At 70.0% G+C, this 12,939-nt stretch carries 5 protein-coding genes; 2 read left to right on the top strand and 3 right to left on the bottom strand.

Going from position 1 to position 12,939, the window contains the following annotated elements; all coding sequences use genetic code 11:
* Nucleotides 1-17 precede the first annotated feature (17 nt).
* Genes HUA74_RS46775 through HUA74_RS04265 form a run of 3 tightly spaced genes read right to left on the bottom strand, consistent with a single transcriptional unit; the run spans nt 18 to nt 9,046 of the window.
* A complete protein-coding gene (locus tag HUA74_RS46775; protein WP_141645815.1) occupies nt 18-1,868 on the bottom strand; it encodes a response regulator in 1,851 nt (616 codons plus the stop codon).
* A 38-nt stretch (nt 1,869-1,906) separates the two neighbouring features.
* A complete protein-coding gene (gene dapF, locus HUA74_RS04270; RefSeq protein ID WP_174453490.1) occupies nt 1,907-2,758 on the bottom strand; it encodes a diaminopimelate epimerase in 852 nt (283 codons plus the stop codon).
* Nucleotides 2,759-2,782: 24 nt separating this feature from the next.
* On the bottom strand, nt 2,783-9,046 hold the full coding sequence (locus tag HUA74_RS04265; protein WP_174453489.1) for a methyltransferase domain-containing protein: 6,264 nt from the start codon (nt 9,044-9,046) through the stop codon (nt 2,783-2,785).
* 104 nt (nt 9,047-9,150) lie between these two features.
* On the opposite strand from HUA74_RS04265, the gene HUA74_RS04260 reads away from it, so the two are divergent.
* Both HUA74_RS04260 and HUA74_RS04255 read left to right on the top strand, forming a co-directional pair.
* Nucleotides 9,151-9,957 (top strand): IF-2 protein, encoded by an 807-nt coding sequence (locus HUA74_RS04260; protein WP_174453488.1) that lies wholly within the window; start codon nt 9,151-9,153, stop codon nt 9,955-9,957.
* Nucleotides 9,958-10,409: 452 nt separating this feature from the next.
* Nucleotides 10,410-12,914, top strand: coding sequence for a ribonucleoside-diphosphate reductase subunit alpha (locus HUA74_RS04255; protein ID WP_174453487.1), 2,505 nt, complete (start codon nt 10,410-10,412; stop codon nt 12,912-12,914).
* The last annotated feature ends 25 nt before the right edge of the window (nt 12,915-12,939 follow it).

The raw sequence follows: 12,939 nt of genomic DNA, 5'->3' as shown, positions 1-12,939 counted from the left end.
GGTCGCTCCGCTTCGTGTCAGTAGGGCTGCAGGTCGTATTCGGCCTGCAGCTTGGAGATGAGCCCGTCCACCACGGCGGTGTCCGAGGTGTGGAAGCCCCACGTCGCGCCCCGCCCCCGCCGCTGGATGAGCGCGTAGGCCGCGCTCTCCGACAGCCAGAGGATGAACTCATGCCGGGACACGCGCTCGTCGCCCTCCAGGAACACGGGCGTCAGCGCGGGATGCGACTCGAGGTCCACCCGGCGCCCCAGCAGGTAGATGCGAGAGGACAGGTCCGGCGGCGCCGACTCCAGCCCGGCCGCGATGGGCAGGTCCGCGCGAATCTCCGGCCCGCCCACGTACAGGAGGCCGCGCGTGCCCGGGTCTCGGGTGAGCTCGCGCGCGATTTCCGCCTGGAGTTCGTCGAAGAGGACATCCGCGACCTTGCCCCGGCGGCTCGGCTCGGCGCGCTCGTCCACGGGCAGTCTGGGACTGTTGGGCGTGCCCAAGAGCAGGTCCACCTCGTCCCAGAACGGCAGCCCGTCCAGCATCAGCCGCCGCTGGAGCGACGCGCGGCGCTCGTCCATGCGGCGACGGCAGCGGTGCACCAGCTCGTCGAAGTCCTCCCCGTCCTTGGGGAAGGTGCTGGCTCCGCCCACGAGGGCCAGCGGCAGGCGGGACTCCACGTCCTGGACTTCAGGCTCCTCGCGCACCGCCGCCACCGCGCGACGCACGAACATCATCGCGCCGAAGAAGTCCGTCTCCGGCAACAGGAGATAGAACTCCTGGTCGCTCGCCTTCGCGATGACGTCCGAGTCGCGGATGATCTTGCTCAGCGCGCGGATGATGCCGCGCACCGCCTTCTTCGCGTCCGCCGCGCCCTGGCGCACGCGCACCAGCGGCAGGTTGTCGATGGAGAAGGTCAGCAGCGAGAACGTCCGCCCATACCGCCGCGCCTTGTAGATTTCCTTCGACGCGTAGTCGGTGAAGTAGCTGAGGTTGTAGGCCGCCGTCTCGCGGTCTCTCAGGCCCAGGCGCTGGAGCGCCATCATCCGCCGGCCGTTCTTCACGCCCACGGCGGCGAAGTCCGCGAGCACGCGGGCGTCCCTCGAATGCTCGGCGCGGAAGTCACCGGCCAGCGGGTCCGACAGCTGCGCGAGGCCGACGATTTCGCCGGAGACCATCAGCGGCACGTACAGCACCGCGGAGCGCTCATCCCGCGCGAACCACGGCTGCGCGTCCCGCAGGCGCCCCGCCAGCGGCCCTTCCGGGCTCATCTTCTCCGCGAGGAACTGCTTGTCGAGCAGCCCCCGGTACGCACGCAGCACCAGGTCTCCCCGGTCGTCCAGCACCCACAGCGCGGCGCTCTGCGCGTCGCACACCGCGGACAGCTCCGAGATGATGCGCTCCTGGAGCCACTCCAAATCAGACTGGGAGATGAGTTCCAGGCAGCGCTGGTGCAGGTTGTGGAAGCGGGCGAACTCGATGTTCTCGTCGCGCAGCTGGGTGCGCTCGCGGCGCAGGGCGGCGCGCTCCAGGGCGCGGTCCACCGCGAGCACCAGGTCCGCCTCCTCCACGGGCTTGGCCAGACAGTCCGCCGCGCCCGAGCGCAGGGCCATCTCCGAGCCCTTCACGTCGGTGCGATGGCTGACCAGGATGACCTCCTGGTCCGGGTCTCTCTCGCGAAGGCGCGCGGTGAGTGCGAAGCCGTCGACGCCCGGCATCACCACGTCGGTGATGACCAGGTCGAAGGGCGTGCGAGCCGCCTCCTCGAGCGCCAGCGTGCCGTTCTCCACAGAGACTACGCGGTGCCCATGACGGGACAGCATGTCGCTGGCGAGCTGGCGGAAGAACAGGTCGTCGTCGACGACGAGAATGGGACCGGCCACGCGCTGTCTGACCCGGGTGCGAAGGGGGAGGTCGGAGGTTACCGGCCCCCAGCAAGCGCGACAACGCCCTCGAAGACGAAGGCGACAGGTCCACGGAGGCGGATGTCGGACAGGTCGGCGGGCACGCGGATGCGCAGGTTGCCTCCCGGAAGGGTGACGCGCAGCCAGGTGTCCGAGGGCAACCGCCCCGCCAGCACCGCCGCCACCGCCGAGGCACAGGCTCCCGTGCCACACGCCTGGGTCAGCCCACAGCCCCGCTCCCACACGACGACGGTGAGGCCGTCCTCCTCCACCCGGACGAACTCGACGTTGGTACGGTCCTGGAAGTCGGGGTGCCGCTCCAGCACCGGCCCCAGTCGAGGCGCGTCCTCCAACGGCTGGTCCAGGAGGACCAGGTGGGGATTGCCCATGCTCACCGCGGACGCGCGAAGCTCGGGGTGCCCCGGCAGCGGCGTGTCCAGGAACGCACGCCCGGTGACACCCGACGGAAGGTTGGGGGCCACGAGCCGTGCTGGCCCCATGGAAATGTCCACCGCGACCACCCCGCCGTCACCGTAGCCGGGCATGCAGGTGAGCACTCCGGCGCCTGTCTCCACGTCGATGCGGCCCGGATTGTCCCCGGACTGGTCGACCAGGTACTTCACCGCGCAGCGCAGGCCGTTGCCGCACATCTCCGCGATGCTGCCATCGGCGTTGTGGACGACCATCCGGGCCAGGCCGTGCTCGGAGGGGAGCAGCGCGAGGACTCCGTCGGCGCCGATGCCGAGCCGGCGGTCGCACATCCAACGCGAGGTCTCCGCGTCGATGTCCACGCCGGACCGGCGACGGTCCAGGACCACGAAGTCGTTGCCCAGCCCCTGGTACTTGAAGATGCGCTCGCGAACGTCCACGGTGGCAATCCTAGCCGTGGAACGTCACTCGCGCTCGTCCGCCTTCTTCGTCGGAGGGGGCGGGTCGGGCATGTCGAGCGCGGGCACGGCGGTGCGCGGGGGCTTGGCCTGAGGGATGGTGGGGGCCCGGACGGGCGTGCCACCGGGCGGGGTCAGCGCCACGCCCGTGCGCCGGGACAGCTCGCTCTTCACCGCGTTGAGCTCCGCGTTGGCGCGCTCGTAGATGTCCTGAACGGGGTTGGCCCCGGCGCGGGCCACCTGACGGCGCAGGGTGCCCAGCTCCGTCTCCTGGGCCTGGAGCTTCTCCTGGAGCGAGTCGACCTCCGACTGGAGCTGCTCCATCTCCGCGGCCATCTCCAGGACGGCGTCCGTCTGCGAGGCGGCCTTGAGCTCCTCGGTGGCCTTGAGCAGTTCGTTGCGCTCGGCCTCCAGGGCGGTGAGTCGGGCCTGCTGCTCCTTCACGAGCGGCTCCAGGCGCTCCCGCTCGAAGCGATCCTTCAGGAGGTCCTGCTTCTCCGTCGTCAGGGCCTGCGCCTGCTCCTGGAGGCGCGTCAGCTCGGTCCGCAGCGTGGTGAGACGGTCGGACGTGGTGCCGTCACGCTGCGCGAGCTGGCGTCGGGCTTCTTCCAACGACTCGGAGACGCGGGTGCGCTCGGCGCGCTCGGTGTCGAGCAGGCGCACCGCATCCGTGGAAGCTGTCTCCAGGGCGGTGATGCGGCCTTCCAGCCGGACCCGGGCGGCCCGAGCGACGGTCAGGTCCGACTGGAGTCGCTCACGCTCCGACTCGGCGCGAGTCAGGCGGTCCTGCAAGGACTGGAGCGCGGTGGCGCTCTCCGTCGTGGAGGATTCCAGGTGGGACAGGCGGGCTTCGAGTTCGGTGCGCCGGGCCTCGAAGTCCGTGGTGGCCTCGACGAGCCTGGCGCCGTGCTCCTCGCGCATGGATTGAGCGCGAGCCTGGAGGTCGGAGAACTGGGCTTCCAGCTCGGAGCGGCGTGCCTCGGCGTCGGTGAGCCGAGACTCCAGCTCGGTCTTGTCCGTGCGCTCGGCGTCGAGCAGGGCCACCGAGTCCGCGAGCCGCGACTCCAGGTCGGCGCTGTCCGTGCGCTGAGCGTCCAGCAGGGCCACCGTCTCCGTGAGCTTCGATTCCAGGTCCGCATGTTCGGCGCGCTGTGCGTCGAGTCGCGACACGCTCTCGGTGAGCTTCGACTCCAGGTCCGTGCGCACGGAGTGCTGGGCCTCGAGCTGCGCCACCGTCTCCGTGAGCTTCGACTCCAGGTCCGCACGCTCGACACGCTGCGCCTCGAGCCGGGTGCTGAACTCCGTGAGCCTGGCTTCCAGCGCGGACTGGTCCGCACGGTGTGCCTGGAGCAGCGAGTCCGACTCGGTGAGCCGGGCCTCCAGCGCGACCAGCGCCGACCGCTGCGCCTCCAACTGCGACAGGGTCTCCGAGAGGCGAGCTTCCAGCTCGGACTTCTCCGCGCGATTGGACTCCAGCTCCGAGCGCTGAAGTTCAAGCTGCGCGGTGAAGTCGGCGAGCCGGACCTCCCAGTCCGCCCGGGCCTGTCCCAGTGCTTCGGTGGCCTCCGTCAGTCGCGCATCCAGGGTCGTGGACCGCTCCTGTTCGGCCCGCGCCGACTCGGTGACTCGCGCCAGCTCCGACCGCGCGGCCTCCAAATCGGCGCGCGTGCTCTCCAGCGAAGCGCGCTCGCTTTCGAGCGAGTTCTCCATCGCGGTGGCCTTCCCCGCGAAGCGCCGCGCCGTCTCGAGCTGCACCATGAGCAGCTCGGCGTTCTCGCGCTGGGCAACCAGCCGTTCCCGTGCGTCCACCAGCTCCGCGTCGAGCCGGGAGAGGTGCATTCCCCGGTCGTGCAGCGCGGCCATGGCGCGCTGGAGTTCCATCCCCAGGCGCATCACTTCCTGCCGCGCCGCCATCAGATGGGTCAGCTCGCCTCGCAGGTCCAGCACTTCCTGGCGCGTGGCCTCCAGCGCGGTCTCCGTGGCCTCTAGCGCCCCAAGCTGTTCGCGAAGCTCACCCAACTCCACCTCGCGCGCCGTGGCGGTCTCGGTGAGTCGAGTGGCCTGGGCCTGGAGCTCTTGCAGGGCCCACTCCCGCTCGGAGAGTGTCGCGTCCACCGTGCGCTTCGCCGACTCCGCCTCGCTCAGCGACTGCTCCACGGACGCCAGTCTCGCCCCCATGGACTCCGCTTCGGACAGCCGCGCATCCAGGGTCGACTTCAGCTCCCGCGCCGAGTCCTCGGCCTGGGCGCGTTCTCCCTCCAGTCGCTCCACGCTGGCGCGCAGCGCCTGCTCGCGGGACTCGGAGGTCTCGCGCACTTCTGTCAGGGCCTGCTCTCGGGCCGCCAGCTCGGCACGCACCTGCGCCAGGGCCTCGCGCTCACGGGCCAGCTCGGCACGAGCCGCTTCCGCGCCCTGCTGTTCCGTCGCCAGCGCGTCTCGGGTCTGAGCCAACGAGGCTTCGACCTCGGCACGCGCGCGCTGCTCTCCCTCCAATCGCTCATGAACACGTGCGAGCCCGGCCTGGCCATCGCTGCGTTCCTGACGTTCGGTCTCCAGCTCCGCGCGAGCCGCACTCAGCGCCTCTCGCTCCGCCGTCAGCGAGGTCTCGACTCGAGCCCGACCGTCGCGCTCCGAGACAAGCTCCGACTGGAGTCGGGTGACGACCTCGTCCGCGTCGGAGACTCGCGCTCGGGCGTCGGTCAGCTCCGCGGCCAGTGCTTCACGCGCCGCACGCTCGGAAGCGAGGGACTGGCGTGCTTCCGCCAACGAGGCCTGGGCCTGAACCTCACCCTGCCCCCAGGACTCGCGCTCCGTGGCCAGCGCCTCGCAGGCCTCCGCCAGGGCTGCGTCAGTCCTCGCGCGGTGCTCCGATTCCGACTGGAGTCGAAGCTGGGTCTCCGACAGTGCCTCATCGGCGAGTGTCCGCAGCGCCTCGATTTCCGCGAGGCGTGCTCGAGCCTCGCTCAGTGCGGCTTCGACACGCGCCTTCGCCTCGGTCTCCGCCAACAGGCGTGCCTCGGCCTCGGCCACTGCCGCGTCGGCGACAGACCGCTGTTCGGCCTCACGCTGAAGCTGGGTCCGGGCCTCGGCCAGCGCCGTCTCGACGCGAGCCTTCTCCTCGCCGTCCTCGTGACCACGGCTCCGAGCCTCGGTCAGCGCCGTCTCGACGCGCGCCCGTGCCTGGGTCTCTTCCTGGAGGAGTCCCTGGGCCTCGACCAGCGCCGTCTCGAGACGCGCCCTCGCTTCGGTCTCCGACTCGCTCCGGGCTTGCGCCTCGGCCAGCGCAGACTCGACACGCTCCCTCGCCTCGGCTTCCGACTCGTTCCGAGCCTGGGCCTCGGCCCATGCCGACTCGACACGCGCCTTCACCTCGGCTTCAGACTCGCTCCGAGCCTGGGCCTCGGCCAGCGCCGACTCGAGACGCGCCCTCGCCTCGGCCTCAGACGCGCTCCGAGCCTGGACCTCCGCCAATGCCTTCTCGACGCGAGCCTTCGCCTCGGCCTCTTGCTGGATGCGAGCCTCGGCTTCAGCCAGCGTCGCTTCGACGCGCGCCTTCGCCTCGGTCTCTTCCTGGATACGGGCCTGGGCAGTGGCCAGTGCAACCTCGAAGCGCTCCTGCGCCTCCGTCAGCGTCGCTTCTGCGCGGCCCCGCCGCTCGGCCTCGGCCTGGAGGCGAGCCTGGGCTTCAGCCAGGGTGCCTTCGACATGGGTCCGCTGCTGACCTTCGCCATGAAGCTGTCCTCGCGCCTCCGCCAGCGCCTCCTCGGCGCGCGTGCGTCGCTGGAGTTCCTCCTGGAGCTGGACCTGCACGTCCGCGAGCACCGCTTCCCAGCGAGCACGTCGCTCCGTCTCCGCGTCCAGTGCCTCCTTCGACTGGGTGAGCGCCTGTCGTGCCTCGGCCAGTCCCGACTGGGCCTCCGCGAGCGCCGACTCCGTGGACTCCCGACGCGCCTGCTCCGTCTCCAGCTCCGCGCGCAGGGTCTCCAGCGCGGAGCCCGACTTCACGCGACCATCGCGCTCGGCCTCCAGCGTGGCCTGGACCTCCGCCAGCGAAGTCTCCAGCGCGGCACGGCGCGCCACCTCCGCGTCCACCGCCTCGCGAGTCCGCGCCAGCATGGCCTCGGCATCGACGAGCCGCTGAGCCGCGCTCTCCAGCTTGCCCCGCGATATCCGCAGAGCATCCTCGACAGCGGCGCGCGACTCCCGCTCCTGGTCCAGCTCTCCGCCCACGCGAGAGGCCAGGGCCGCCGTGGAGTCCCGCTCCTGATGCGCCGTCTCCAGGTCCGACTGCACGGACTGGAGCGTGAGTTCCAGTTCCTCCGCGCGCGCCGACTCCTCTCGACGGGAGCGACTCAGCGTGGAGACCTCCGCCTCCAGCTCCACCACGCGCCGGACCAGCGCCTGACGCTCCTCCTCCAACTCGAGCTTGCGCGCCTCCGTCTCCGCGCGAATGGCGGCCTCGGTGCGAGCCTCCTCCGCGAGCGCCTCCGCCCGCACACGCTCCGACGCGAGCACGCCCTCGAGCGCCGTCAGCCGGGACTGGAGCCCGGAGCGCTCTGTCTCCAGAGCCCCCGTCAGCCCCGCTTCGACGCGAGCACGTTCCGCCTCCAGCTCCGTGATGCGCTGGCTGGCCTCGTGGAGTGACTCCTCCAGCTTCCGCGCGGTGGCGCGAGCGGACGCCTCACCTTCGGTGAGCGCCTCCAGTTCGCTCCGCAACCGAGCTTCACGCTCACGCGCGGCGACCAGCTCCGTCTCCTGACCGCGTCCCTCGGCCTGGAGCGCCGCCAGCTGTTCCTCCGCGTCGCGTCGAGCACCCTCGGCCGACGCCACTCGCAGGGACGCCTCCGTCAGCTCGCGAGCCGCGCGCGCCAGCTCCGCTTCCTTCAGGGACAGGGCCGCCGCGGCCTCACGCGCGAACTCCTCCGCGCGCGTCGTCCCGCCCTTCAGATGCTCCACCGCCGCCAGGGCCGCCGAGTACTGCTCGGCGATGCGCAGCTCCCGCTCGCGGGCCGCATCCGCCGCGCGACGCCGGTCCTCGGACTGCTCCCCGGCGCGCTCCGCCAACAACCGGTCCTTCTCCCGGTCGATGCGCAGCGTGGTCAACTCATCTTGCAGCTCGCGCACCTGGGTATAGGTTTGCGTCAGCCGTTCCCGGGCTTCCTCCAGGGACGTGGCCAGCTCCTCGCGGCGCGCACGCTCCAGCCGGAGCGTCTCCTGGCCCGCGAGCACCTGGACTCCGGCCTCCGCCTGCACGCGCTGCGCGGCCTCGACCTCCAGGCGCTGCGCCGTCAACCGGCGGTCCGCATCTCCCAGCCGCTCGTGCGCGACCTGGAGCTCCAGCTCACGCCGTCGCAGCCGTCCCGTCAGGTCGTCGCGCTCGCGCTGCGATTCCGGCGTGCCCCGCGCCTGCTCGAGCTGCGCGGTGAGCCGCGCCACCTCGTCCCGAGTCACCTCCAACACGGGCTTGAGCGCGGCGACCTCCGCCTCCCGGTCCGTCAGCTCCGTGCGCAGCCGCGTCAGCGATTCCTTCAGCCGCGTGCTGCGCTCCTCCCAGGACTTCGCGCGCGCCACGACTTCGTCCAGCTTGCCCCGGGTGAAGGCGAGCGGCTCCGGCGGCAGCTGCACCCACGTGGGGTCCACCGAACGCGAGGGCTCCTGTCCGGCGACGACCAGGAAGTACGCCGCCTCGCCGTTCTGCACGAGCGAGCCGTCCACCTGGAGCCCCTCGCCACGCTCGAAGGCGAGCTGGTAGCCCAGCACCGGCGACTGCGTGGCCACCTCCACGTGCGGGAAGTGCACGTTGAGCGCATCCAGCAGCAGCCCATACGTGGGCGGCGCGCCACCCTCCTCCGCCTCCATGAGCTGCGGCAGCGCGAGCCCCGCGACGTTGCGCAGCCCTCCCACCAGGAAGCCCTGCTTCGCGACCAGCCGCGCCAGCTCCGCCAGCAGCTCCGGGGCCCGGACGTACGGCGCCAGGTCCGCCACGAGCACGACATCGAAGCTTCCCGGCTCGAAGTCGTCGTAGATGTTGGCGCGGAAACGCAGCGTGGGCCCACCGTGCGCCTTCTGCGCGGCCTGGACCGCCTTGAGGTCCTCGTCACAGGCGACGACAGCCCGCGCTCCCCGCTCCAGCAGGAAACGCGCGCTCTCTCCACCGGTGGAGGCCACCGCGTCGACCTCCAGAACGCGGCGGCGCGCGAAGAGGCTCTCGGCGAAAATGTAGCGGGGCAGCAGTTCACTGGGCCCCATGCGACGGAATGTGTGATGCATGGGTGTGTTCGGGGGTGGGAGTATAGCCGTGGGCCTCCGCGCCCCAAGGAAAGCGCCAGGGACCGAAATCAGCCCGGCGCCCGGACGTCAGGAGAGCAGGCGACATGAACGGATCGGCACAGCAGGGCTTTGGCTATCGGGCACGGCGGACCTTCATCAGGCTGCTCGTCTTCTTCCTCATTCTCGGACTGGGCGGCGGAGTCGTCTTCCTCCTGTCCCAGCTCAACTCGCGCACCTTCACCCTGGCCCCCGTGGACGGCCAGCTCGTGGTGATGAAGGGCCGCATGGCCCCCATGGGCGCCGTCCCCTACCGGCCCGGAGACCCCCGGCTGGCGGACGCCTACGCCCCCATCCCCCTGGAGGGCCAGGACGTCGGCTCCCTCATCCTGCGCAGCTTCACCGAGCGTGACGAGCTGGACCGGGCCCTGTTCCCCCTCCTGGAGTCCATGGCCCGTCCCCGCATCGCCTCCGAGGAGCCCCCCAAGGTGGAGCAGGGCCTGTACTACCTGCGCCGCGCGGAGAAGCTCGCCGGAGTCACCGAGGAGCAGCGCCTCACCCTCCAGAAGCTCATGACCGAGGTGGCCTACTTCCAGGCCCGCCAGAAGCTCGAGGATGCCCGGAGGCTGGTCAGCGACGCCCTGGTCCAGCTCAAGCTCGCCGCGGAGAGCCAGAGCCGCCACGCGCGCAGCGCTAACCAGATGCTCTCCACCGTCTCGCCCCCCGCCCGCGAGCTCGAGGAGGCCCTCCGCCGCGCCGTCCACACCTTGAGTGGACCTCAGGAGACGCCTCCCGCGCCCCCCGTCCAGTCGCCCCCACCTGCCCCTACACCGACCTCACCGGAGGCCCCCACGGAGGGTGCCACGCCGACGCCCCCGGTGGATTCGGGGATGGATTCGGGCACGACTCCCTGAGCAGGGTCCGGCTCGTCCATCCTCCCAGGTTCGATTCCAGCCCCCACGTACGGAGTGTCGTCCATTCTGTCACGCAGTGTTGTGAGCAGAACGTGACGTGGGGCGTTGGAGATCGATCATAGATTGCAAAGGACGGACCTACTCAGGCACTAGATCTCGCGTTGACACCAACGGGAGCCCCCAATACCTTGTGCCCGGTCGACGACGCCCCACCGTCCGGTGAGGCGCCATCCAGAGGTGCAGGAGGGGTTGTGGCAGACATACGTACATTGTTAAGCCACGCTTGCCCCCTGTGCCTCGGGCTCTCCTTGAGACCCACCTCGCGCGTATCCGCGAGAGCCTGATACCTGCCCAAAAGTTCAGTATTCTTGTGGCCCGGGAACCCATCCCAGGGCAAGCTCTCCGCTTGCCCTCGTGGCCACGCCATTGCCCTCGTTTGGAGTGAGCCGCTCGTGAACTTCGAAACGCCCGTGAAGCCCGCCCCCGCGCCCATGCATGTCCCGCCCGCCACCCACGCCCAACCCGGGCCGACGACAGCGAGCGTGACGCCCGTGGCCGAGCCCACGCAGAGCGAGTTCGCCCCCACCACCATGCGCGTGCGCAAGCGCAACGGCACGGCCGAGCCGGTGGACCTGAACAAGATTGTCCGCGCGGTGGGTAAGAGCTGCATGGGCCTGTCCCGCGTGGACGTCATGCGCGTGGCCACGAAGACCATCTCCGGCCTCTACGACGGCGCGACGACGCGCGAGTTGGACAGCCTCTCCATCCAGACCGCCGCCGCCCTCATTGTCGAGGAGCCCGAGTACGCCCGCCTGTCCGCGCGCCTCCTTGCCACCTTCATCCAGAAGGAGGTCAGCAACCAGGACATCCACTCCTTCAGCCAGTCGGTCGCCGCCGGCCATAAACACGGCCTCATCGCGGACCGGCTGCTCCAGTTCGTCCAGGCCAACGCGCGCAAGCTCAACGCGGCCATCGACCCGTCGCGCAATGACCTGTTCGAGTACTTCGGCCTGCGCACCGTCTATGACCGCTATCTGCTGAAGAACCCGCAGACGCGCGAAGTGCTGGAGACGCCGCAGGAGTTCTTCCTCCGCGTCGCGTGCGCCCTGAGCGGCGACAACGCGAAGGAGGCCATCGAGCTGTACCGGCTGTTCAGCTCCCTGGAGTACCTGCCCAGCTCCCCCACCCTCTTCAACTCGGGCACCCGCCACGAGCAGCTCTCCAGCTGCTTCCTGCTGGACTCGCCGACGGACGAGCTGGACGCCATCTACCGGAAGTATTCGGACATCGCGATGCTGTCCAAGTTCTCCGGTGGCATCGGCGTGGGCTACCACCGCGTTCGTGCGCGCGGCTCGCTCATCCGCTCCACCAACGGCCACTCCAACGGCATCGTCCCCTGGCTGAAGACGCTGGACGCGTCCGTCGCCGCGGTGAACCAGGGCGGCAAGCGCAAGGGCGCGTGCTGCGTGTACCTGGAGACGTGGCACGCGGACATCGAGGACTTCCTCGAGCTGCGCGAGAACACCGGTGACGATGCGCGCCGCACCCACAACCTGAACCTGGCCAACTGGGTGCCGGACCTGTTCATGAAGCGCGTGGAGTCGGAGGGCGACTGGAGCCTGTTCGACCCGAAGACGGTGCCGCACCTGACCGACTTGTTCGGCGACGCGTTCGAGAAGGCCTACGTCGAGGCGGAAGGCGCCGGCCTGGCCATGCGCAAGGTGAAGGCGCGTGACCTCTACGCCAAGATGATGAAGACGCTGGCGCAGACGGGCAACGGCTGGATGACCTTCAAGGACATCAGCAACCGCAAGAGCAACCAGACGGGCCTGCCCGGCAACGTCATCCACCTGTCCAACCTGTGCACCGAAATCCTGGAGGTGACGAGCCAGGGTGAGACGGCGGTGTGCAACCTGGGCTCGCTGAACCTGGGCCGCATGGTGGCGGACGGGAAGTTCGACTTCGACCGCCTGCGCGCCAACGCCCAGCTCGCGATGAAGCAGTTGGACCGGGTCATCGACCTCAACTTCTACCCCATCCCCACGGCGGCGGACTCCAACCGCCGCTGGCGTCCGGTGGGCCTGGGCCTGATGGGCCTGCAGGATGTCTTCTTCCAGCTCCGGCTGCCGTTCGACGCGCCCGAGGCCCGCGCGCTGTCGCGGAAGATTTCGGAGGAGATCTACTTCGCGGCGCTGACCACGTCGTGCGAGATGGCCGAGCAGTTCGGCGCGCATCCCTCCTTCCCGGAGACGCGGGCGGCGAAGGGCGAGCTCCAGTTCGAAAGCTGGGGCGTGACGCCGGAGGACACGGCGCGTTGGGACGCGCTGCGCGCTCGCATCGTGAAGCACGGCCTGCGCAACTCGCTGATGATTGCGATTGCGCCCACCGCGACGATTGCGTCCATCGCCGGCTGCTACGAGTGCATCGAGCCGCAGGTGTCCAACCTGTTCAAGCGCGAGACGCTGTCGGGTGACTTCCTCCAGGTGAACCGCTACCTGGTGAGAGACCTCCAGGCGATTGGCATCTGGAACGAGGGCGTGCGCAATCGCATCAAGATGGCGGAAGGCAGCATCCAGGACCTGACCGAGCTGCCGGAGAACCTGCGCGCCATCTACCGGACCGCGTGGGAGCTGCCCATGCGTTCGCTCATCGACATGGCGGCCGACCGCGGCGCCTTCATCGACCAGAGCCAGTCGCTCAACCTCTTCGTGGAGACGCCGAACATCGGCAAGCTCTCCTCAATGTACTTCTACGCATGGCAGAAGGGGCTGAAGACGACGTATTACATGCGCTCACGTCCGGCCACGCGCATCGCCAAGGCGACGGTGGGCAACAGCACCGCGACGGCCCCCGCGCAGTCCGCTCCCGCCCCCGTCGCGTCCGCCTCCGCGGTGACGGACGCCGAGGCCGTGGCGTGCTCGCTGGAAAACCCGGAAGCGTGCGAGGCCTGTCAGTAAAGAACTCCTGTTTCACTGATTTTTT

Source organism: Myxococcus sp. CA051A, from assembly GCF_013336705.1.
GTDB classification, from domain to species: domain Bacteria; phylum Myxococcota; class Myxococcia; order Myxococcales; family Myxococcaceae; genus Myxococcus; species Myxococcus llanfairpwllgwyngyllgogerychwyrndrobwllllantysiliogogogochensis.
This window is presented reverse-complemented; position numbering and strand designations above follow the sequence as displayed.

What these genes read in the sequence shown, in the direction of transcription:
- HUA74_RS04265 (WP_174453489.1), bottom strand. Translation starts at nt 9,046, where the DNA reads ATGCATCACACATTCCGTCGCATGGGGCCCAGTGAACTGCTGCCCCGC.
- HUA74_RS04260 (WP_174453488.1), top strand. Translation starts at nt 9,151, where the DNA reads ATGAACGGATCGGCACAGCAGGGCTTTGGCTATCGGGCACGGCGGACC.